This is a genomic window from Levilactobacillus cerevisiae, assembly GCF_003946245.1.
GTDB classification, from domain to species: domain Bacteria; phylum Bacillota; class Bacilli; order Lactobacillales; family Lactobacillaceae; genus Levilactobacillus; species Levilactobacillus cerevisiae.
Genome location: NZ_RHNN01000033.1, coordinates 17,266 through 37,817 on the forward strand (window position 1 = coordinate 17,266; position 20,552 = coordinate 37,817).

The 20,552-nt window shown below is 50.6% G+C and carries 17 protein-coding genes, 18 tRNA genes, 1 pseudogene and 1 riboswitch; of the genes and pseudogenes, 4 read left to right on the plus strand and 32 right to left on the minus strand.

Features of this window, described 5'->3' with window-relative positions; all coding sequences use genetic code 11:
- Positions 1-26: 26 nt before the first annotated feature.
- The 11 genes and pseudogenes from EKM99_RS13385 to lysA all read right to left on the minus strand — a co-directional run bounded on the left by EKM99_RS13385 (position 27) and on the right by lysA (position 11,511).
- Positions 27-350 (minus strand): MazG nucleotide pyrophosphohydrolase domain-containing protein, encoded by a 324-nt coding sequence (locus EKM99_RS13385; protein WP_125583919.1) that lies wholly within the window; start codon positions 348-350, stop codon positions 27-29.
- A 192-nt stretch (positions 351-542) separates the two neighbouring features.
- A pseudogene (locus EKM99_RS13390) lies at positions 543-1,867 on the minus strand (glycosyltransferase family 2 protein).
- 8 nt (positions 1,868-1,875) lie between these two features.
- Positions 1,876-2,409, minus strand: a complete 534-nt coding sequence (locus EKM99_RS13395) for a hypothetical protein (RefSeq protein WP_125583920.1) — start codon at positions 2,407-2,409, stop codon at positions 1,876-1,878.
- Complete coding sequence (locus EKM99_RS13400) at positions 2,406-3,212, minus strand: EAL domain-containing protein (RefSeq protein WP_125583935.1); 807 nt, start codon at positions 3,210-3,212, stop codon at positions 2,406-2,408. The genes EKM99_RS13395 and EKM99_RS13400 overlap by 4 nt, the downstream gene beginning before the upstream one ends.
- A gap of 446 nt (positions 3,213-3,658) precedes the next feature.
- A complete protein-coding gene (locus EKM99_RS13405) occupies positions 3,659-4,744 on the minus strand; it encodes an aspartate-semialdehyde dehydrogenase (protein WP_125583921.1) in 1,086 nt (361 codons plus the stop codon).
- Between the two features lie 19 nt (positions 4,745-4,763).
- Entirely contained in the window at positions 4,764-5,966 is a 1,203-nt protein-coding gene (locus tag EKM99_RS13410) for an aminotransferase class I/II-fold pyridoxal phosphate-dependent enzyme (RefSeq protein WP_125583936.1), read from the minus strand.
- A 667-nt stretch (positions 5,967-6,633) separates the two neighbouring features.
- The gene (gene dapB, locus EKM99_RS13415; protein ID WP_125583922.1) at positions 6,634-7,410 is read right to left on the minus strand and encodes a 4-hydroxy-tetrahydrodipicolinate reductase; all 777 of its coding nucleotides are present in this window, start codon (positions 7,408-7,410) and stop codon (positions 6,634-6,636) included.
- Complete coding sequence (gene dapA / locus EKM99_RS13420; protein WP_125583923.1) at positions 7,407-8,294, minus strand: 4-hydroxy-tetrahydrodipicolinate synthase; 888 nt, start codon at positions 8,292-8,294, stop codon at positions 7,407-7,409. The genes dapB and dapA overlap by 4 nt, the downstream gene beginning before the upstream one ends.
- 15 nt (positions 8,295-8,309) lie before the next feature.
- Positions 8,310-9,455: an N-acetyldiaminopimelate deacetylase gene (locus EKM99_RS13425; protein ID WP_125583924.1), complete on the minus strand. Its 1,146-nt coding sequence runs from the start codon at positions 9,453-9,455 to the stop codon at positions 8,310-8,312.
- A gap of 3 nt (positions 9,456-9,458) precedes the next feature.
- Entirely contained in the window at positions 9,459-10,163 is a 705-nt protein-coding gene (gene dapD, locus EKM99_RS13430; RefSeq protein ID WP_125583925.1) for a 2,3,4,5-tetrahydropyridine-2,6-dicarboxylate N-acetyltransferase, read from the minus strand.
- Between the two features lie 46 nt (positions 10,164-10,209).
- Complete coding sequence (gene lysA / locus EKM99_RS13435; RefSeq protein ID WP_125583926.1) at positions 10,210-11,511, minus strand: diaminopimelate decarboxylase; 1,302 nt, start codon at positions 11,509-11,511, stop codon at positions 10,210-10,212.
- A gap of 88 nt (positions 11,512-11,599) precedes the next feature.
- Positions 11,600-11,782: riboswitch (Lysine riboswitch) on the minus strand.
- Positions 11,783-11,957: 175 nt separating this feature from the next.
- Between lysA and EKM99_RS13440 the strand changes: the two genes are divergently transcribed.
- Both EKM99_RS13440 and dapF read left to right on the plus strand, forming a co-directional pair.
- Complete coding sequence (locus tag EKM99_RS13440) at positions 11,958-13,325, plus strand: aspartate kinase (RefSeq protein WP_125583927.1); 1,368 nt, start codon at positions 11,958-11,960, stop codon at positions 13,323-13,325.
- Positions 13,326-13,328: 3 nt separating this feature from the next.
- Positions 13,329-14,309, plus strand: coding sequence for a diaminopimelate epimerase (dapF, locus tag EKM99_RS13445; RefSeq protein ID WP_125583928.1), 981 nt, complete (start codon positions 13,329-13,331; stop codon positions 14,307-14,309).
- A gap of 127 nt (positions 14,310-14,436) precedes the next feature.
- On the opposite strand, the gene EKM99_RS13450 is transcribed toward dapF, so the two are convergent.
- The 3 genes from EKM99_RS13450 to EKM99_RS13460 all read right to left on the minus strand — a co-directional run bounded on the left by EKM99_RS13450 (position 14,437) and on the right by EKM99_RS13460 (position 16,659).
- A complete protein-coding gene (locus EKM99_RS13450) occupies positions 14,437-15,165 on the minus strand; it encodes an adaptor protein MecA (RefSeq protein ID WP_125583929.1) in 729 nt (242 codons plus the stop codon).
- Between the two features lie 144 nt (positions 15,166-15,309).
- Positions 15,310-15,717 (minus strand): transcriptional regulator SpxA, encoded by a 408-nt coding sequence (gene spxA, locus EKM99_RS13455; RefSeq protein ID WP_125583930.1) that lies wholly within the window; start codon positions 15,715-15,717, stop codon positions 15,310-15,312.
- A gap of 201 nt (positions 15,718-15,918) precedes the next feature.
- Entirely contained in the window at positions 15,919-16,659 is a 741-nt protein-coding gene (locus EKM99_RS13460) for an MBL fold metallo-hydrolase (protein WP_125583931.1), read from the minus strand.
- Between the two features lie 141 nt (positions 16,660-16,800).
- On the opposite strand from EKM99_RS13460, the gene EKM99_RS13465 reads away from it, so the two are divergent.
- Complete coding sequence (locus EKM99_RS13465) at positions 16,801-17,301, plus strand: antibiotic biosynthesis monooxygenase (RefSeq protein WP_125583932.1); 501 nt, start codon at positions 16,801-16,803, stop codon at positions 17,299-17,301.
- A gap of 146 nt (positions 17,302-17,447) precedes the next feature.
- Positions 17,448-18,689 carry a DUF2075 domain-containing protein gene (locus EKM99_RS13470; RefSeq protein ID WP_125583933.1) on the plus strand — a complete coding sequence of 414 codons (1,242 nt, stop codon included), beginning with the start codon at positions 17,448-17,450 and terminating at the stop codon, positions 18,687-18,689.
- A gap of 189 nt (positions 18,690-18,878) precedes the next feature.
- On the opposite strand, the gene EKM99_RS13475 is transcribed toward EKM99_RS13470, so the two are convergent.
- From EKM99_RS13475 to EKM99_RS13560, 18 genes are all read right to left on the minus strand, one after another.
- Positions 18,879-18,952, minus strand: a tRNA-Asp gene (locus EKM99_RS13475).
- Between the two features lie 5 nt (positions 18,953-18,957).
- A tRNA-Met gene (locus tag EKM99_RS13480) sits at positions 18,958-19,031 on the minus strand.
- Between the two features lie 20 nt (positions 19,032-19,051).
- Positions 19,052-19,124, minus strand: a tRNA-Glu gene (locus EKM99_RS13485).
- Positions 19,125-19,133: 9 nt separating this feature from the next.
- Positions 19,134-19,221: transfer RNA gene (locus EKM99_RS13490), tRNA-Ser, on the minus strand.
- A 4-nt stretch (positions 19,222-19,225) separates the two neighbouring features.
- A tRNA-Ile gene (locus EKM99_RS13495) sits at positions 19,226-19,300 on the minus strand.
- Between the two features lie 6 nt (positions 19,301-19,306).
- A tRNA-Gly gene (locus EKM99_RS13500) sits at positions 19,307-19,377 on the minus strand.
- Between the two features lie 21 nt (positions 19,378-19,398).
- Positions 19,399-19,471 (minus strand) — tRNA-Phe (locus EKM99_RS13505).
- A gap of 56 nt (positions 19,472-19,527) precedes the next feature.
- A tRNA-Asp gene (locus EKM99_RS13510) sits at positions 19,528-19,601 on the minus strand.
- Positions 19,602-19,606: 5 nt separating this feature from the next.
- A tRNA-Met gene (locus EKM99_RS13515) sits at positions 19,607-19,680 on the minus strand.
- A 9-nt stretch (positions 19,681-19,689) separates the two neighbouring features.
- Positions 19,690-19,779 (minus strand) — tRNA-Ser (locus EKM99_RS13520).
- A gap of 35 nt (positions 19,780-19,814) precedes the next feature.
- Positions 19,815-19,888, minus strand: a tRNA-Ile gene (locus EKM99_RS13525).
- 14 nt (positions 19,889-19,902) lie between these two features.
- Positions 19,903-19,976, minus strand: a tRNA-Met gene (locus EKM99_RS13530).
- A gap of 28 nt (positions 19,977-20,004) precedes the next feature.
- Positions 20,005-20,078 (minus strand) — tRNA-Pro (locus EKM99_RS13535).
- Between the two features lie 6 nt (positions 20,079-20,084).
- Positions 20,085-20,158: transfer RNA gene (locus tag EKM99_RS13540), tRNA-Arg, on the minus strand.
- Positions 20,159-20,199: 41 nt separating this feature from the next.
- Positions 20,200-20,271, minus strand: a tRNA-Gly gene (locus EKM99_RS13545).
- A gap of 9 nt (positions 20,272-20,280) precedes the next feature.
- Positions 20,281-20,353 (minus strand) — tRNA-Thr (locus EKM99_RS13550).
- Positions 20,354-20,401: 48 nt separating this feature from the next.
- Positions 20,402-20,474 (minus strand) — tRNA-Lys (locus tag EKM99_RS13555).
- Positions 20,475-20,477: 3 nt separating this feature from the next.
- Positions 20,478-20,550, minus strand: a tRNA-Val gene (locus tag EKM99_RS13560).
- Positions 20,551-20,552 lie beyond the last annotated feature (2 nt).

Genomic DNA, 20,552 nt, shown 5'->3' on the forward strand with positions numbered 1-20,552 from the left:
GGAAAGACGCCTACCATTTTTTTGAACTAATTTTCAGTGTGGAACCGGGCCGTTAATTTATCCTGACTGGCTTGTAAGAGTTCCTGCGGGTCAATGTTGTACTGACTGGCAACCATCAGCACCTGATCCATCACATCCGCCAATTCTTCGTTCAAATTGGCGTTCAGCGCTGCCGGTGTCTGGTGGGTTTCCCCCGGATGGTCACGCCCAATTTCAATGGCGCGAACCGCCCGAGCAAGCTCACCAACCTCTTCCGTTAAGAAATTCAAATGAATAAAGGGCGAGTAGTCGTACCAATTTCGTTGCTTGTAAAAGTTCACTAACCACTGTTGATGTTCGTCGATGTCCATTTGAAAACCTCCCAATATGCCGTGATAAATTTTTCCATTCTTCTAACCATACCACACATCGTTTTCAGGACAACGGGGAATCTCTTACAAATTTTCTGATAGTGAAATTGTAGGGATACGGTTGTTACTTGCTTGATACAATTTGCTGCTGTCACTGACTTTGTTGTTGCCGATACGATCACAAGTCAAGTCTCATTTTTTCTGCAGCGATTTGCGTTTGGGACTCACCCAGGTGCCCGAGCCGAAGCCCAGAATCGTCTTCAGGGCCGGGATAAACGTCATGACCACCGTGATTGGATTCACCATCCAATAAAACAGCATGTACAGCGGCGCAAAGAGCAAATACTTCAGCTTGATGCCATGATGGTCAAGCAGTAACGCCGCCAGCAGCTGCATGAAACCCGCAAACAATTCAAACGTCACAAACACAAATGAAATATCAATCCCATGCATCACCCGTTCAAAATCTCCTGTAAACAGGAAGTACCCCATGGTGCCAACGAACGATAGCGTGGTCAGCGTAAAAAAGAACGACCAGATGATTGACAGCGTTGAGTCAACAAACATGGACATTTGGTACCGGTGTTCAATCGGATGTAGTAGAAATTTTTTGATGTTGGTTAACCAGACTTCGGTGCCACCTTGAGCCCATCGTTTCCGTTGCTTATAGAGGTCATGAATCGTCTCTGGCACATTCATGTGAAAAATGACGTTTGGCGCAAACCGCGGCACCGCCCCAATCATCTGATGATCCCAAGCGATACTAATGTCCTCCGTGGCCCGGTTCTGCCGGAAACCGCCAACGTCAATCAAAAAATCCTTCTTGTACAGTGTGTTGGCACCACTGTAAGCGTACATCGAATCGTTGATGGCGGTCTGACTCCGTTTGATAACACCCACAATACTCGTGAACTCGACCGTTTGTGATTTACCCAGCAGACTGGTCCGGTTCTGCACGTCCATATTGGCAGTAACCGCCGAGGTGTTCATGTCGCGGTCCCGCATGAAGAAATTCATATATTTCATCAGCGCGTCAGGTTCGGGAATCGTGTCCGCATCATTACTCAAGATGTACTCACCCTTGGCAAAGTACATGCCAATGTTAAAGGCGTGCGCTTTACCTTTGTTTTTCAAAATTTCAACGGTACGTAGCCGCGGATATTTCTGCTGCAGCCGAGCAAAAATTTCCCGGTGTCGTCGCTTGAACCGTCGTTCATCACCAGCACTTCAAAGTTCGTGTAGTTCAGTCGTTCAAACAAATAAGTGATGGTCTCTTCAATCATGACTTCTTCGTTATGGGCCGGAATCATGATGGTAATCATGGGTTGTTTAGCAGCTGGAATCTCCTGCCAATCATCGTCACGTTTGTTGGTCTTCAAGAACCGGTAGGACAACGCTCCAGCGAACCAAAAGAAAGAGCCGACCACCGGATACAGGCACAGGATGAGGAGAAAAATATTCAGAATCGTTTGACCCAGCGTCGCTTTTAAAATGCTGTTAATGAAAACATTAAACATGGCTCCCCCTATTCATCCAAATCATTTAAATCGTGCTTCCTGTAGAGATCATGAATCTGATCAGTGTCTAAATTCTGCTCTGGTTTAACCTGATAGGTGCGGACGTTATGCCGAAATTCTTCGTCACCAAAGCGTTCGTCCATAAATTTTTCCAGTTCCGTTTCCCGTTTTTTCTGATTGATGGGATTGAAGGTAGGCCATTGTTCAACGACCCGCTCGCGCTTCCGGTTTTGAATAATGGTCATCCCCACCGCAAACAGAGAGACCATCACAAAGGCAAATAACAACAGGATGCCAATGAATTTAATTTCAAAAATCCCCTCGCTGTACGACCAAAGATGGGGAATCTTCGGGTTGTATGCCGCCCAGAAAGAACAGACCGTGACGACAACCGGAACGGTCACACAAATCCAGCCAAAGATGGCGACCAGTGTCTGCCGAAGCTTGAGTCCCCAGTGGCCCTTTTCAAAGTAGTCATCTGTATACAGTTGTTGTTTCACCTGGGTAATCGTCTGCTGTTGCGTGTCATTTTTCTCTGTCATTGTCGTTCCTCCCGGGGGTTCGCTGGCCGGCCAAACCGGTAACCTTGACGCACCCGAATTTTCAATTGCTCGGCTAATTTTTCATCAGCCTCATTCTCGACACCCATCAAAATGAGTTGGATGTGGTTTTCCTGAGACAGCCGGTTCCAATACTGTAAGTTCAAGTCCAGCCAGACGGACGGATCCGTCTTCCGAAAACTGCGCATGGAGCATTTCAGAGAGTCAATCTGGGGCAAGAGCCACTTAATGTGCTTCAGATTATCCAGGCTGGAGCCCACGTTATCCACGTCAAATCGCATGCCGTAAGCCCGTGCATCCCGAATCCGTTTTAAAAACAGATGACGTTTCAGCCGACTTTCCTGCCCGCTAGCGGTATACTCAATCGCCAGATTCATGGGCGTGATCTTTGAAATGGCCCAGCGGACAAAGTAATGAAAATCTGGACTGAGAATCTGATCGTACTCCAGGTTGATGGACAGCGTAATCGGTTCCGTGGGGAGCGCCTTGAACGTATCCTCTAACAGAAAGATCACCCGTTGCAGGGGCAAGGAATCCAGTTTATCCGGTAAGGACCAAGAACCATCCGCATTGTGTTGCCGCAAGAGGCACTCGTAACCAGTCGTCTGCCCGCGAAAGTCGACCTGCTTTTGAATAAAGTATCGCAAGGGGATTTCCTTATTCTCCAAATAGTTATTCGAATTCTTCCGCGAATACCAAAAATAAATCGCCACCGTCACCACTAGGGTCACGACCGCGAAACCGGTAATCCACAGCAAAACCGCTTCTAGCTGGGCTAACGACATCTCATCCATCCTCACTTTTTTTGACACCGATACTGGTTGAGACCTGTCGACTGACCGTTCACAAAATCAGCCGCAATCATCACCAATTGTATATTTTGTGGGGGTCAATTCAAGTGATTCCTAGTCGTTTTGTAACAACGCGTTAATAATGGATAGTGATAATGACTCAGTGAATTAGAGAAACCAAAAAGCCGTCCCAACTGTTTAAGTTAGCAGTTGACACGACATTTAAGTAAGCTTATGACAGCAGGGATTATAACCTTTTCAGGATTCAGCTCGTCTAACCATTAAAATATTTCTCAAAGTTTAGGTTCAGCCCAATTTTTTCGTTGATAGGATATACCAATGCTCATTTTAATCCGTGACTACTGAAGCAACCGCTTATTGCTATATACAAGTCAGTGTGCAACTAGTCGATTGTACCTAACAATTAGCTCTATTTCCACTCACCGAACACCACCCTTGCTGACTACACCAGCGTGAACTAAGCCATCTGCGACAAGGCATTGGGCAATCTGCACGGTGTTCCACGCGGCACCCTTCAACAGGTTATCGGAGACGACCCAGAGATTGAATGCGCCAGGATTTTCCAAATCTGGTCGGACCCGACCAACGTAGGTCTCGCGAGTCCCAGTCGCATTCACCGGTTGGGGATAGACCTGATGGCTGGGATCATCCTGTAAAACAACCCCCGGCGCTGTTGTAAGTGATTGGCGTACTTGCGCAACCGTGGCGTCCGGATTCCCCGTATCAATCCAGATGGACTCACCGTGGCTAATTGGTACCGGCACCCGAACACAGGTCGCCGTGACCTTTATCTCGCTGGCATCCATGTCTCCCAGCATTATTTTCTTGGTTTCGTGAATCATCTTCCACTCTTCATGGGAATACAGATTGTCCTCCAGCACGTCAATTTGTGGTAGGAGGTTGAAGGCCAACGGGTAGTGTTTCTGCTCCCCCTTGGTGGGGAAGATAGCGGCTTGCATGGGCTTCCCGTCCAAAAAGTCTTGTGCTTCCCGATACAATTCCTGTAACGCAGACTGCCCCGCCCCGGAGGCCGCCTGATACGTCGACACGATAATCTGGCGTAAACCGACTGCCTGGCGAATGGGTGCCAACGCCACCATCATCTGGATGGTCGAACAGTTGGGGTTAGCAATGATGCCGTGATGCTGAGCCAGCGCTGATTCATTCACCTCTGGGACGACTAACGGAACGTCCGGGTTCATCCGAAACGCGCTGGTGTTGTCCACACAAACGGCCCCACGCTTGACGGCTTCCGGCAATAGCCGTTTTGACACGTCCCCGCCGGCCGACGCCAAGACGAGATCGACGCCTGCAAACGATTCTGGTCGCGCCACTTCAACCGTCATAGCCTGACCCTTAAAGGTTAAAATTTTCCCAGCTGATCGTTCAGACGCGAGTAACTTAACTGCCGACACGGGAATCGTCGACTGTTCTAACTGCTGAATCAAGCGGGTCCCCACGGCCCCAGTGGCACCTAAGATGGCAACGACAAAACCTGTCCCCATAAACACTCATTCCTTCCTGTTAATTCAACACGTTCTCCGTCATTTTAGCCGTAAAACTTGCTAACCGCTTCATGGCCTCCTGAATATCCGTCATCGCTGAAGCATATGAAATTCGCACGTAGCCTTCACCACCAGCGCCAAATGCACTGCCGGGGGTCACGCCCACCTTGGCCTCTTCAGCCAGTTTCGTCGCAAATTCTACGGAAGTGAGCCCAAAGCTAGCTGGAATCTTCGCAAACGCATAGAAGGCGCCCGCCGGCAACTGGGTCTCATAACCCAGTTCATTGAGCTTTGGCACGATGTAGTCGCGCCGTTGTTGGTAAATGTGCCGCATCTCCTCTGCGTCGTCTAAACCGTTGGTCAACGCCTCTAAGGCCGCGTACTGGGCAGGATTGGAGGGACTGGTGATCGCGAAACCATGAATTTTGCTGGCATTCGTCACAAATGCTTTTGGACCGGCGAAGTAACCAATCCGGTAACCCGTCATGGCGTGAGACTTAGATAAGCCATTAATCAAAATCGTTTGTTGCGGTAATAACTCAGCCATCGACGTATGTTTCTGGCCATAAGTTAATTCCGCGTAAATTTCATCGGTTAAGACGTACATTGCGTGTTGTTTAACCACGTCCGCCACTTCCTGAAGCTGCGCGCGACTATAGGTAACTCCCGTCGGATTGCCGGGGAAATTCAGGACCACCGCTTTCACGTTGGCTGCGCCTTCTCGGTCCAAGACTTCCTGTAGATGCCGGCCAGTCAGCCGAAAGTTGTCGGCCGACGTATCCACTTGAATCGGAATTCCCCCAAAGATTTCAATCACCGGCCAATACAGGGCAAAGGTCGGCGTGGCGACGATGATTTTGTCACCGGGATTAATGATGCTGGCCAGCGTCGAGAAGATTGCCTCGGTCGCCCCCACGGTCACCACAATCTCAGTGGCGGCATCGTAGTCTACCTGAAAACGTTTTTTCAAATAATGACTGATTGCCTCACGTAGTTCCACGATTCCCCGCTGGTCAGAGTAATGGGATTTGTTAGCCCGAATACTGCGGACGGCAGCCTCCTTAACGTGCTCTGGCACGTTGAAATCAGGTTCGCCCAGGGTTAATTTGATGATTCCCGGAATCTGGTCAAATTGCTTTGCGAAGAAGCGGATTTGCGAGGGCGCGATTGGTGCTAGCGCTTGATTGACGATTGGTTTTAACTTGGGATCTAATTGTGGCAAATTGGTCACCTCTCCTAACTTTCCTGTCATTTATATTTTTTAAACTATTCACTAAAAAACTAAAGGTTGAAAGTCCCAATGAACCTAAAGCGGCCCAGCTAACAAGGATTTAATCCACAAAATTAGTGGTTAATTGTCACCTGCGGCTGCCAGAGATTCCGGCTGCTATGGGGAGCGCCTGCGGTCTGAGGGACGGTCCTCCGGCTCGGTTTGAAGCCTGTCCAGAACCGACAGTCTCCAAACGCGTCCCACGGCGTAACCTGAGAAAATCGCTCAGCTAACGCCGTCGACACAGCTGCCTCCACCTCTGTCCTCCTCCGGTTATGGTTGTTCTTCAATATAACATTGCCGAGACAATCGCTGGACTGGCAACGTGTGTCCACCGTAATTGGACACAGTCTAAGTAGGCGTGAGTGAGCCAAATTTAGGCTCAGCCGTGGGATTTTCCATGTGTTCTTCTTGGAAAATGGCGACTTTGAAACGCGGTCCGTGCGGTTCAAAGCGAGCTGGCAGACCGCCTCACAGGCTGCCGGCGTCCTACCCACAGCGTTCCAGCCTAAATTTGGCGAACGGTAAGCCGGCAGGTTTAGACCGAGTTGCCAATATCCAGCGTTATATTCCTACTGTGTAGCGGGTTACGCCAACGTTTTTACTTTCAACCTCGTAGCTACAAAATATTTTCCAATCCAATCACCAAGTCCTGCCGGTTCATGGCCGCATCGATGCCTAGCCGGACGCCCTTCATGAAGGACGCCCGATCCGTAGTACTCTGCTTGATGGTTAAGGTTTCTCCAGAGCCACCGAAGATGACTTCCTCGTCGGCAATGAATCCGGGCAAGCGGACCGCATGAATCTTGATGCCGTGATAGTCCCCACCGCGCGCACCCAAGGGGTCCTGTTCCTGCGGGTTGCGGGGTTCATCATGCCCCTGCTGCTGATAAATCAGTTTGGCCGTGTTCAAGGCCGTTCCCGAGGGGGCGTCCAGCTTGTCTTCGTGGTGATACTCAATGATTTCCGCATCATCCAGATAGGCCGCGGCTTCCCGCGCAAATTTCATCATCAAGACGGCCGTTACCCCAAAGTTGGCGGCAATCACCCCGCCCAAGTGCCGGGCATTTGCCGCGGCTTGCAAGGCCACCTGTTGGTCTTCCGGTAGCCCGCTGGTGCCAATCACCGGTCGCATCCCCCGCTCAATTGCAAATTTAGCATTCGCATAAACACCGGTCGGCACGCTGAAATCGAGCCAGATGTCGGCCATAACTGTGATTTGGGTGAAGGCATTGTACACGCCCACGGACTCAGCCAAGCCGTAATCACTCGGCTGTAGGCTGGTCACATGGGGATTGTAGACGCCCACTAACTCTAAGTCGGGATCCGCCGTAATCATCGCCACTGCCTTTTGACCCATCGCTCCGGTAAATCCGGCAACCAACACTGTAGTCATGCCTGGGCCTCCTTTGTGCCTAACGCCCGGTACAGCGTGGCCTTCTCTTCGCTATTTAATGAAAGAATTGGTAACCGGCAGTCGCCAACTTCATAGCCCTGATCGTTTAACACGGCCTTGACCGGTGAAGGGGACGGATACATGAACAGTGCCGCCATCTTCGGCGTTAATTGCCGCTGAAGCGCGCCAGCTGCCAGGTAGTCCCCACCTTCTAGGTCATCTAACATTTCGCGAATCTGTGACCCGTAGATGTGTGACGCCACGGAGATGACCCCGTTGCCGCCGACCGCAATCGCGAAGAGTGCCTGGGCGTCTTCCCCACTGTAAACGAGGAAATCGGCCGGCGTGTGTTCGACGATAAATTCGAAGTCAGCCATCGTGTTGCACTGCTTGACGCCAGCAATGTTGGGATTCTGGGCCAGCGTCACCACGGTTTCTTTGGCCATTAAGACGCCGGTTCGCCCGGGAATGTTGTAAATCATCACGGGTAGTGGCGAGGCCGAAGCAACCGTTTCGAAATGGGCAATCATCCCTCTTTGATTGGGCTTGTTGTAGTAAGGAACCACCACCAACGCCATGTCGATGCCGGGAATCTTCCCTAATTTTTGCACGAAGTCGACGGTCCCCTGGGTGTCGTTACTGCCGGCTCCCGCGATAATGGGCACGCGACCGCCAACCATGACCGCGAAACGCGTATAGAGGTCTAATTTTTCCGTCTCACTTAAGGTAGGCGTCTCGCCAGTCGTCCCCCCAATTACGAACCCCTTGGTGCCCGTCGCCAGTAGATGTGTGGTTAATTTTTCCAACGCATCATAGTTAATCGCGCGACCATCGGCGGTAAACGGCGTGATGATGGCGGTAAATAAATCTGCATGTTCAAACATAAGCGTTCGCTCCTTTTAGTGCTGCATGCGATCGGTCAAAAATCCCTGAATTGCGGTAATTCCCTGCATAATCGCTGCTTCGTGTGGTTGAAAATTGGCGGCGTGCAGCGCGCCTGGACTGTCCACGCCCAACCAAAACATGGTCCCCGGTATCTGGTGAAGCAAATACCCAAAGTCCTCGCCGGTCATAGCTGGTCGGGTCTCCTGAAAGGTCACGCCCGGCGTCCGTTGCATATATTGGATAAAGTTAGCCGTAAGTCGCGGATTGTTTTCAACGGGAAAATAGCCCCCCTGATTAAAGGTCACGTCAATCTTGGCGTTGTAGGTCTGGGCAACTCCGGCTGCAACCTCACTGACCCGCTGCCGCAAGAATAAAATCATCTCTTCGGTCAGGCCACGAATGGTGCCTTCGAGGCGTGCCTCCCCAGCAATCACGTTACGAATCGTCCCGGCCGTCAGCTTGCCAAACGTAATCACGCCACAGGCAATCGGATCGATATTCCGGGAAATAATCGTTTGCACCTGGGTGATAAAACTAGCGGCGATAATCACGGCATCGTTGGCCTTGTGGGGAAAGGCTGCGTGGCCACTCGTGCCGTGAATGGTGACGTTCACCTCGCTGGTCCCCGCAAACAGAGTCCCCAAGCAACACCCAATGGTACCGGTCGCGAGGTCCGAATTGTCGTGGAGACCGTAAAATTCATCGATTTGCCAGTCGCCCGTAAACAGGCCTAAATCATAGGCTTGTTTGCCGCCGCTCTCGCTTTCCTCGGCAGGTTGAAAGAAAAAGATCAGGTTGTCTTGTGGTTGGTGCTCGGCGAAGTAGCTCAGGAGGCCTAACGCCACGGTCATGTGGATGTCGTGACCACAGGCGTGCATGATGCCCGGATGAGTCGAGTGAAACGGTAGCTGCTGGCTCTCCGTGACTGGTAAAGCGTCGATGTCCGCCCGATAGCCAATCGTCCGTTGGGGCTGGCTACCGGCCACCTTGACCAGCAACGCAGTCGGCAACGCTTCAGGTTCCTTGCAGGTCAACCAGGTTTGGGGATAGTGACTGATAACTTCCTTTAAATAGGCGTGGGTCGCCGTCTCATGTAGCGCCAGCTCCGGAATTTGGTGGAGGTGACGGCGAACGTCAATTAACGCGGATTCGCTCAGCATGGCTTACAACTCCCTTAACGTTTTTTCAATGTGGGTCTTGTCAGTCGTCTGTTGATCTTTCACTTTAATCACGTGCGCCGGAACGCCGGCAACGACGGTATTGGCCGCTACATCCTTGGTAACGACCGCCCCAGCACCAACGACGGCATTGTCACCAACCTGAACGCCTTCCAAAACGACGGCATTGGCCCCGACCGTGACGTTGTTGCCAATCCGGACCGGTGTGGCCGAGGCGGGTTCCACCACACCCGCCAGCACGGCGTTGGCGCCAATGTGGGCATTCTGGCCGACGGTTGCCCGCCCACCTAAGACGGCCCCCATGTCAATCATGGTACCGGCGCCAATCTCAGCGCCGATATTAATGACGGCGCCCATCATAACGACGGCGTGATCGCCAATCGTGACCTGATCCCGAATGATGGCCCCCGGTTCGATCCGCGCGTTGAGCTGTTGGGTGGCTAATAGCGGAACCGCTGAATTACGCGCGGTCACTTCCAGCTCGTAGGCACTGGCTGGCAGGTCGGCAAGCAGTGGTGCCACGTCCTGGTAATCCCCAATCAAAATGGTGAATCCGGTTGTGGCGAAACATTTAACGTCTGCCGGAACCTTTTCAGTTGCCATCTGTCCTTGCACGTAAGCTTTCACGGGCGTTACCTTTTCAGCGGTGCCAATGTAGCTGATAATTTCTGTTGCGGTCATTTTTTTCATTAGTCTTTATCCTCCTGTCACGTCACGGCCTGGGCCCGAGCACATTTTACTGGTAGGGTTCATCCAAGCGAATTAAGTCAGCATACGTTTCTCGTCGTACCACTAGTTTCGCCTGGCCCTGTTCAACGAAGACGACGGCTGGTCGCGGATTGCGGTTGTAGTTTGAGGCCATGGAATAGCCGTAAGCCCCGGTATCCAGCATCGCAATCAGGTCACCTGGTTCCGTCCGTGGCAGTGCGAGTTGATCGACTAAGATGTCGCCAGACTCACAGTACTTCCCGGCCAGGTGCACCGTTTCTTGCTGGGGCGCGTTCAACTTGTTAGCCACCACCGCTTCATATTTGGCCTGGTACAACGCCGGGCGAATGTTGTCACCCATGCCGCCGTCAACACTCAGATATGAGGCCAGGTTGGGGATGTCCTTCCGTGAACCCACGGTGTACAAATTATAGCCAGCCGGCCCGACAATCGCGCGCCCGGGTTCGATCCAAATTTCCGGGAGTGGCAGGTGGCGTTCCGTGGTTGCTGTTTTTAAAGTGGCGGCAATGTGTTGAATGAATTCCGCCGGGGCAATCGCCGTGTCTTCCTGGGTGTAGGTGATGCCGAACCCGCCTCCTAGATTTAAAATCGGCAGGGTCACGTTAAACTGTTCCTGCCAGTCGGCGGCAATGCTGACCAGCTTTTTCACTAGGAGATCAAACCCGGCGACACCGAAGATTTGCGAGCCGATGTGGGCATGAATCCCGATTAATTGCATCTGTGGGATGGCCAAGACCTCTTGTAAGGCGCGGGTGGCTTGACCCGAGTCAACGTCGAAGCCAAACTTACTGTCGACCTGGCCTGTTTGGGTGTACCGGTGCGTGTGGGCGGAAATCCCCGGCGTTAAGCGCAACATAACCTTGGTGGTTGCGCTGCGTTCCTGGAGAATCCGTTTCAGCAAGTCGACCTCGTGGAAATTATCCAAGATGATTACACCAACGTGATTTTCGACCGCCATTTCCAGTTCCGCACGGGTCTTATTGTTCCCGTGGAAGCTGAGGTGGTCGGCCGGGAACCCGGCGTGTAACGCGGTATACAACTCCCCGCCAGAGACCACGTCGGCGTGCAGTCCTTCCGCCGCAATCACCTGATACATGGCAACGGTGGCAAAGGCCTTGCTGGCATAACTGATTTGATAGTGGAGTCCAGTCTGGGCAAAGCTCTGTTGAAACGCGTGAATCTGTTGCCGAATCTGGCCGACATCGTACACGACTAGTGGTGTGCCGTACGTTTGCGCCAACTCAGTCGCATCCACCTTGCCAATGAGTAAGTGCCCCTGTTCATTTGCCGTCAATTCACTACTGATCATTTCTTGACCACCCTTTCACTGCGGGACAAAAAAGGGATCCCTTTGCTTACAAACAAAGAGATCCCAGAAAGTTGCATTCTGCATCGTATTCGTCGTAAGCGCCCCGTAGCAGACTTTTTTGCTACGACAGTCCGTGATTTATTGAATCAACGTCCCAGCTAATTAGCCGCTGAATCGACTAACGCTTCGGCGACCGTCCCTTTTCGCCGGGTCCAAGTCCATTCAGGGACTCACCGGCGTACTCATGTTGGTCGCAACCTCTTATTTGATGTTGCTATTAGATTAAAGCACTTCTCATAATTCGTCAAGTCGTCCGACGCAAATTCACAATGTTTTCTAACTTTACAAACTGAATTTAAAATATTCTGCTTGCTTTAATCACGAAAACTGCTAAAGTTGCCATTAAAAATAAATGTGATTTTAAAACTACTTTTGAGGTGATTTTTGTGAAAGTCGTTAAGTTTGGTGGTAGTTCACTGGCCACCGGCGAACAATTTGATAAGGTCGTTAACATTATTGCGGCGGATCCCGAACGGCAAGTGATCGTGACTTCTGCACCGGGTAAGCGCTCTCAAGGCGATGCCAAAGTAACCGATTTGCTGATCCACTATGCCCAACAAATCCAGCAACATCAAGACGCGACGACTACCGCGGTCCAAATTACCGCCCGCTATCAAGAAATTAGTGCGTTCTTCGATCTCCCACCGGAAACCATGGTTCTCATCAGCCACAAATTAGGCGCGTTGGCCACTACCCCGTTCGCAGATGCCGACCACCTGATGGCGGCTTTCAAGGCGCACGGTGAACTGCTCAACGCCATTTTGCTGGCGGCCGTTTTGACGCATCAGGGCATCCCCGCCAAATTTATGGACCCCAAGGACGCTGGCTTTCTCGTCGGCGGTGAACCCAACAACGCTGATGTCCTACCAGCCACTTATTTAAATTTAAGTCACGTTTCACTAACTGGTCCGCGGATTATTTTCCCGGGATTCTTTGGCTACAGTCCCAGCGGTGACATTTACACGTTCACCCGCGGCGGGTCGGACATCACCGGGGCCATTCTGAGCCGCGGCTTCAAGGCGGACCTCTACGAAAATTTCACCGACGTCGACGCCATCTACACAGTTGATCCACGGATTGTCGCACACCCAGCCGTGATTTCTAAAATGTCGTACCGGGAAATGCGGGAACTTTCTTACGCCGGGTTCTCGGTCTTTCAGGACGAGGCCATCATCCCCGCCGTTCAGGGACAGGTACCGGTCAACGTCAAAAATACCAATAATCCGACGGCACCGGGAACACTGATTGTGCCGGAACAATTTCTGTTCAATCCGGCCAACCCGATTACGGGAATCGCGTGTTCCGCCCGGTTCTCCGCGCTATATCTTCACCGCTACCTACTGAATAAGGAAGTTGGTTTCACGTTGAAGCTACTGGAAATTTTCCAGCGTTACGGTATCTCCTATGAACATATGCCGTCCGGAATCGATGACCTGACCATTATCTTTGACCAAAGTAAATTGGATGCACCGACAATCAATGCACTGTGCCATGAGATTCGACAAACATTAAAACCGGATTATTTAGAGTGGATTGACGATTACGCCATTATCATGGTCGTAGGCGAAGGGATCGCGCATACGGTTGACACCATGGGCAGAGTCATCGACTCCTTGACGCAACACGACATCGCCATTCAGATGATCAATCAGGGGGCCTCCCGCATTTCAATCATGATTGGTACCCAGCGCAAAGACGCGGCCGCAGCGGTTCGCCACATTTACGATACGTTTTTTGTCAAAAGTGAGGTATAAACAATGACAACTTTAATCAAGGCCCATGGATCTGAGAATCAATTTTTCTTGCTGGACCAAACGCAACTCACGCAACCCCTCACCAATCAAGAACTCACGGCTTTAGCCATCAAACTCTGTTCACCCGTGACCGGCATCCTAAACGGCGCTGACGGCCTACTCGTCATCAATCACGCGACTGCCACCGACTGTTTAGGCCAAATGCGCGTTATCAACGCTGACGGGAGTGAAGCCAAAATGTGTGGCAACGGCTTGCGGACCGTCAGCCGGTATTTGGCAGAGAAATATGATCAGACAACGTTCAAGGTTGAAACCTTGGCGGCTAGTCTCCAGGTTCACCAGGCACCGGATCTCGCGCCGCACGTTCCCGCTTTTAGCGTGCAGATTGCCCCGCTTTCTTTTGCTGCGGCGGCGTTACCGTTCCACTACCATGACCTGACCACGATGATGGATGCCCGCATCCCCGAATTCATTGCGGACCAGCGCTTCACGGCCGTGGCCGTTCCCAATCCCCATTTAATTAGTTTCGTGGATCACATCGAGCCAGCGCAATTGGGGCAATTAGGTGAACGGCTGAACGCGGCAAATCCGTATTTCCCAGAGGGGGTCAACGTTAGCTTCGCGGAAATTCGGGACACCAATCGCCTATTCGTCCGCACCTACGAACGCGGTGTTGGCTTCACCAATGCCTGTGGGACGGGGATGTCAGCAACCAGTTTAGTCTTCGCCCAGTTATACCCAAAATACTTTGACTCGCAGCGGGACGTGACCGTCTTCAACCCAGGTGGCCTGGTAAAAACGCACATCGACTTGGCGACGCCGCTTACTGAGAGTCGCATTCACCTAATCGGCAACGCCACGTTCACTGACAAGGTGACCCTCGATGAGGTTGCGCTCCACCAGGCGGACTTACGTGACGCGCATAGTCAGTCGACCGGCGAAGAATCCGCCTATCAGGAATTTGTTGCTAGCGTGACGGTATAATTTGTATCTAGCCCCGTGCACAAAAAGCCCAACCTCGGTTCCGTGACCAAGATTGGGCTGCCATAAAAATATTTTAAAAAAAAGGCCGAACGCTGTCAAAACAACGTTGGGTCTTTTGCTGAGACGATTAATCGGTTAAAAAGTGAAAACGCGTGAGTTCAAGTGCTGAATGTTCCATAATCAATTGCCCGTGTTCCGCCAAAACATCTGGCGCAACCTGGGTCCGGTCTGCATACTCGTAAGCCACTGCCAGTTCGTCCTTAATGGACTCGCGGGAAGTTTCGTTCGTGAAGAAAACGAGTTCCAAATAAAAGGCATTATTGTACCGGTAGAGATTAGAAGCTGCATTTTCAAGATGCAACACCCGCGCCAAACTAATCATATCTTCAAATGAGTGGAGCTGCACCACGCGGGTCGTCGTTGGTTGTCCCTTATCGTTCAAGTAATCCTCAATATCATTGGAATCGCTTGCCGTGGTGTCCTTAAAGTCAGAGAAGAAATCTTTTTGATTGTCCTTCTCTAACAGGTGTTCCTTAATTTGGTCCGACACTTGATCGGGGTGAGCACTATCGACGCTTGCATCGCCCTGGTTGTCGTCAGTCGAGGCATCATCCTCGTCTGCATTTTTACTGATAAACAACTCCAGACCATTTCGGTTCGGTAAAACCTGGAAGGTTACCGCGTCGTTGTCTTGAAATTGGTGATCAACGTCGACCTCTTCCAGGATACTGTAGAAGAAGCCTTCGATTTGTTTATGGTTACCGAGTAAATCCAGCACGGTAATTCCGCGCGCGCTTAAATCATCATTCCCGATAACTACCCGAATCGTGTTTTCATTGATTCGTTCCATTTCCATGAATAACACCCCTTTCTCGTGGGTTGGGTATTGTCCTTGATACTCATTCTAGTCATTTTTTCCGGCTTGTAAAGTCATCATACCAAAAAACCGGACTGCAAGTAACATTTTCTCACAAATCCGGTCAGATGCAACTAATTAAGCTTAATTTACGCCATTTACTAGACGTTGGGCCCGTTTAAGTTCAAGTGCCCGGACTTCACGGGGTAAAAACCGGCGAATCTCCTCTTCATTGAAGCCCACCTGCAAACGTTTCTCGTCCACCATAATTGGTCGGCGCAGAATTCCCGGATGCGTCTGAATCAGCGCATACAACTCTCGCAGGGGTAAGTCGTCCAAGTCAACCGTTAATTCCTGGTAAACTCGTGAACGTTTTGACACAATTTCTTCGGTGCCATCTTCCGTTAACCGCAAAATTGATTTGATTTCATCGATCGTTAAGGGTTCAGAGAAGATGTTCTGTTCACGATACGCGATTCCATGTTCTTCAAACCAAAGACGGGCTTTGCGGCAAGAGGTACAACTAGGCGATGTGTAAAGCGTAACTGTCATAATCTTTTCCTCCCTCTCAATGTCTAATTCCTTGATTAGCTCTATTATACAGATTTCTGAGAAAAAGGGAAGACCTTTTTATAAATATTTTAATTAACAATTTCACCCAATATGGCTACTTAATGGCTTATTGATTGGCTAATACCATAATTGTGACAATCAATCAATTTTGGACAATTAATATTTATCGAATCTAAACCATTAGATTTCATAGGAGCTGCCAGCTGCAACCACTCCAACAGTTGTTGCATCGCCAGCAGCCGCTTGGGCCTCAGTCGCCAATTGCGTTAAATCACCAGTCTGTGGCAAATGAGTCAACAGTAACCGTTTGACCCCAGCCTGTCGTGCCAAATTCCCTGCTTGTGTCGAGGTTAAGTGCCAAGCCGGTCCTTGATGATCGGCGAAGAAATTGGTATCCGCCAGCAAAACATCAACACCGGTTGCCCAGTCAGCGAGTCCGGCAAAGGCCGCCGTATCGGCCGTGAACGCCAAGGTCGCCCCCGTTGCCGTTTCCGTAATCCGGGGGGCATACGCGGGTACTGGATGATGGGTCGCCAAAAAGTCAACGCTGAACGGCCCCAATTGCAAGGTTTTAGTCGGATCATAAGCCTGGCCAACCGTTGCATTGGGCCAAGTCAAGCTGCCAAAATTCAACGGGTCCGCCGTATGCCCATAAATGGGCAACACGGGCTCGGCACGCTGGCCCTGCTTCAACTGCCACAAGTACTGAAGCACACCAACATCTGCCGTATGATCATGGTGATAATGAGTTAAGAGAACGGCATTGAGTTGTAAGGGATCCAACACTTTTTCCAACGCCAACAAAGCGCCGCTACCACAATCCACTAGCAAGTGGTAGTCCCCACTCGTTAACAAATAACTACTGGTACCAATCCCATTATGGGGATAGCCGCCGTAACACCCTAAAACTGTCAATTTCATCAAATCATCCTTTCAGGTTACTGGGAATCAGTCACAACTCTCAATTCTTAGTGTAGCGCGGCGAACGCAGAGTGTAAACGTTTCGCTTTTGGATCGAAGAACCTTATAATAAAGGTAACAAACCAGTCAGGAGGGATAAGCATGCTTCGTGAATTATCAACCACTTTTGGAAGCCGGGACTTCCTAGATCGGATTATTTCCCAAAATGCTGACCGTCAGCTGATTTTAATGGCTGGCTCGGCCCCTGAGGAGGGATTGCAACTGTTGGACGTCTCGGGCAAGCCCAGCGTCTTTAAAAGCAATCTAGATTACCAAATTCGTCTCCACCAAGGAAGCCATGCATGGCGTGGTTTCTTCAATTTCAACTATTTCACACTGGATCCGGACGCAGCTAAGGTGTTTGACGCCAAAGCCAATCGTCTAGCCAGCAATGGCCTGCCCACTGGTATGACGGACTTGTACATGTTGACGCGTAACCGCAGTAACAATGAGTACGTCCTGCTGACAGTCTGGGCTGACAGTGAGGCCTTCGCTCTGTGGCGCCACTCCGCTGCATTTACGCCATTTGATGTCTACGCAACCAGTGCCAACCATTTTCACGCTGCCTCCTATCAACAGGTGACAGCGGATAAGGATCACTAGTTTTAGCTATTTATTCACAAAAGTACGACAACCATTTCTCTTGTGCCAAACGAAGTGGTTGTCGTACTTTATTATTTGCGGGCTATTTTGCTTGTGAAATATTGGCAATCCTTTTTCCGTCACCCGTTTCGCGCTACAATGGTCTTATGTATTTTTTGAAAGGTGCTGATGATTTGGTTCTACCAGATTCCAACGCGGCCACTGATAAGATTTCTCCGCTACTGCCCCTCACAAGTGAGCAGGCGGCCTTAGTCGACCGGATCATGTCCTTTACCACGCAACACGTTCACGACGCAGGACCGGCCGTTTTTACCGTCTATGGCGATGCCGGTACGGGTAAGAGCGTTGTCCTGGCACATCTGTTCAATCGCATTCAAACGGCCGCTAGAACGCAGTCAGCTAGTCCCCTAGCTGACACAGAAAACTACTTTCTGGTCAACCATCCAGAAATTTTGAAAGTTTATCGCGAAGTTGCCGGTGAGCAACCCAATTTACGGAAAAAGGACTTCCAGCGTCCCACGACTTTGATTAACCAGATTTCTCAAGGTAAACGTCAGGCCGATGTCCTAGTGATTGATGAGGCTCACTTACTCCTGTCCCAGCCTGATCACTACAATAACTTCTATGGTCACAATCAGTTACAATCCCTGTTGGCCACGGCAAAGGTCATTATTCTGGTCTTTGATGAGACCCAAGTCCTCCGAATGAAAAGTTTCTGGACGGAGGCCCGGCTGGAAAAAATGCTAACGCCTACAGCCCATGACGCCTACCGCTTAACCCACCAGTTTCGGATGCAGGCCAGTGACAGTCTGGTGCAATGGATTAATGACTTTACCCATCGGCGGATCCGCCCACTACCAGTTTCACTCGACCGAGACTACGATCTACGCGTCTTTACTGATGCTGAACAGATGCGCCAAGCAATTGTCAATCGAAACCAGGCTGTGGGCCTCTCCAGAATCGTCTCGACGTCCGGCTATCCGTCTACTTTAGATGGTGGGAAACATTACATCACCGAAGGAAAATTTCATCTCCCCTGGGACCAATATAATTATACAAATACGCCATGGGCCGAACTACCCCAAACGATTAACGAGGTGGGCTCTATCTACACCTGTCAAGGATTCGACCTAAACTACGTAGGCGTGATTCTGGGCCCACCAATTGCGTTGGATGACCAGAATCACCTAGTTGTGGATCTATCTCGCTACACGGACGTTGAGGCCTTCAAGCGTCGTGATGACCTTACCGCCCCCAAGGAGCTTAACCAGATTAAACAGCAATTGGTCTTAAATTCAATTAACGTCTTAATGAAGCGTGGCGTTCACGGTCTCTACATTTACGCCCATGATCAGCGGTTGCAAGACTATTTGTCGCGAATGCCGTAGAAACGTGAGCACCTAATAACCACCCGTACCGAGGTAAAATAAAGAAGATGGCGTCCCCAATTTTTGAGGACGCCATCTTCTTTTCATGCTCTAAGCTACTAATTTATCCTTACCGGCGCCGGATAACAGCCGTCACAACAGAGTTCAGCAGATATCAAAAAAGCCCTCCAACAGGAAGACTTTAACTGACGGTCCGTACGAGACTCGAACTCGTGATCTCCTCCGTGACAGGGAGGCGTCCTAACCAACTAGACCAACGAACCAACAATTGCGGGAGCAGGGTTTGAACCTGCGACCTTCGGGTTATGAGCCCGACGAGCTACCAGACTGCTCCATCCCGCGATAATATTAAATTGTGACAATGACCCGTACGGGATTCGAACCCATGTTACCGCCGTGAAAGGGCGGTGTCTTAAACCACTTGACCAACGGGTCATAACTAAACGGAGAAGGAGAGATTCGAACTCTCGCGCCGCTTGCGCGACCTATACCCTTAGCAGGGGCACCTCTTCAGCCACTTGAGTACTTCTCCATAATGGGCCTAAATGGACTCGAACCATCGACCTCACGCTTATCAGGCGTGCGCTCTAAACCAGCTGAGCTATAGGCCCATATAAAGCGGGTAACGAGAATCGAACTCGCGACAACAGCTTGGAAGGCTGTGGTTTTACCACTAAACTATACCCGCATTATGATGAGATATATTTAATGGCGCGGGACGGAATCGAACCGCCGACACATGGAGCTTCAATCCATTGCTCTACCGACTGAGCTACCGAGCCATTTAACCATTTAGCAAATCTTATGGATACTGCATTCGGGCGACCAAACACAGTAACGGTCCGTACGAGACTCGAACTCGTGATCTCCTCCGTGACAGGGAGGCGTCCTAACCAACTAGACCAACGAACCAACAATTGCGGGAGCAGGGTTTGAACCTGCGACCTTCGGGTTATGAGCCCGACGAGCTACCAGACTGCTCCATCCCGCGATAATATAAAGGAGGATGAGAGATTCGAACTCTCGCGTGATTTTACTCACCTGACGGTTTTCAAGACCGTTCCCTTCAGCCAGACTTGGGTAATCCTCCATAATAATAAAACACGTACAAGTGCCCTCTGGTGATGGACCTTGTAGGACTCGAACCTACGACCGAACGGTTATGAGCCGTTTGCTCTAACCAACTGAGCTAAAGGTCCAGTTCAAGTCTAAATCGCGGCGGGGGGGATCGAACCCTCGACCTCTCGGGTATGAACCGAACGCTCTAGCCAGCTGAGCTACACCGCGAAGTGTTAAATAAAATATATTTATTTAATCGGGAAGACAGGATTCGAACCTGCGACCCCCTGGTCCCAAACCAGGTGCTCTACCAAGCTGAGCTACTTCCCGTTAAAATGCACCCAGTAGGAGTCGAACCTACAACCTTCTGATTCGTAGTCAGACACTCTATCCAGTTGCGCTATGGGTGCAAAAAATATCTAATTGTGTTGCTTAATACCTTTCGGTATTAAGCGGAAGACGGGATTCGAACCCGCGACCCCCACCATGGCAAGGTGATGTTCTACCACTGAACTACTTCCGCAAAATCAAATGCCGACTAGAAGATTCGAACTTCCGACCCCCTGTTTACAAGACAGGTGCTCTACCAACTGAGCTAAGTCGGCATAGTCAGTATCATGTTGTATCCAATTACTCAATCGTCCGAAGACGAATGAGCCGTGACAGGCTCGAACTGTCGACCCTCTGATTAAAAGTCAGATGCTCTACCAACTGAGCTAACGGCTCATATGGAGGATACAGGGCTCGAACCTGTGACCCTCTGCTTGTAAGGCAGACGCTCTCCCAACTGAGCTAATCCTCCAA

What these genes read in the sequence shown, in the direction of transcription:
- EKM99_RS13385 (WP_125583919.1), bottom strand. Translation starts at nt 350, where the DNA reads ATGGACATCGACGAACATCAACAGTGGTTAGTGAACTTTTACAAGCAA.
- EKM99_RS13395 (WP_125583920.1), bottom strand. Translation starts at nt 2,409, where the DNA reads ATGACAGAGAAAAATGACACGCAACAGCAGACGATTACCCAGGTGAAA.
- EKM99_RS13400 (WP_125583935.1), bottom strand. Translation starts at nt 3,212, where the DNA reads ATGTCGTTAGCCCAGCTAGAAGCGGTTTTGCTGTGGATTACCGGTTTC.
- EKM99_RS13405 (WP_125583921.1), bottom strand. Translation starts at nt 4,744, where the DNA reads ATGGGGACAGGTTTTGTCGTTGCCATCTTAGGTGCCACTGGGGCCGTG.
- dapB (WP_125583922.1), bottom strand. Translation starts at nt 7,410, where the DNA reads ATGACTACAGTGTTGGTTGCCGGATTTACCGGAGCGATGGGTCAAAAG.
- dapA (WP_125583923.1), bottom strand. Translation starts at nt 8,294, where the DNA reads ATGTTTGAACATGCAGATTTATTTACCGCCATCATCACGCCGTTTACC.
- EKM99_RS13425 (WP_125583924.1), bottom strand. Translation starts at nt 9,455, where the DNA reads ATGCTGAGCGAATCCGCGTTAATTGACGTTCGCCGTCACCTCCACCAA.
- dapD (WP_125583925.1), bottom strand. Translation starts at nt 10,163, where the DNA reads ATGAAAAAAATGACCGCAACAGAAATTATCAGCTACATTGGCACCGCT.
- lysA (WP_125583926.1), bottom strand. Translation starts at nt 11,511, where the DNA reads ATGATCAGTAGTGAATTGACGGCAAATGAACAGGGGCACTTACTCATT.
- dapF (WP_125583928.1), top strand. Translation starts at nt 13,329, where the DNA reads ATGACAACTTTAATCAAGGCCCATGGATCTGAGAATCAATTTTTCTTG.
- EKM99_RS13450 (WP_125583929.1), bottom strand. Translation starts at nt 15,165, where the DNA reads ATGGAAATGGAACGAATCAATGAAAACACGATTCGGGTAGTTATCGGG.
- spxA (WP_125583930.1), bottom strand. Translation starts at nt 15,717, where the DNA reads ATGACAGTTACGCTTTACACATCGCCTAGTTGTACCTCTTGCCGCAAA.
- EKM99_RS13460 (WP_125583931.1), bottom strand. Translation starts at nt 16,659, where the DNA reads ATGAAATTGACAGTTTTAGGGTGTTACGGCGGCTATCCCCATAATGGG.
- EKM99_RS13465 (WP_125583932.1), top strand. Translation starts at nt 16,801, where the DNA reads ATGCTTCGTGAATTATCAACCACTTTTGGAAGCCGGGACTTCCTAGAT.
- EKM99_RS13470 (WP_125583933.1), top strand. Translation starts at nt 17,448, where the DNA reads ATGTATTTTTTGAAAGGTGCTGATGATTTGGTTCTACCAGATTCCAAC.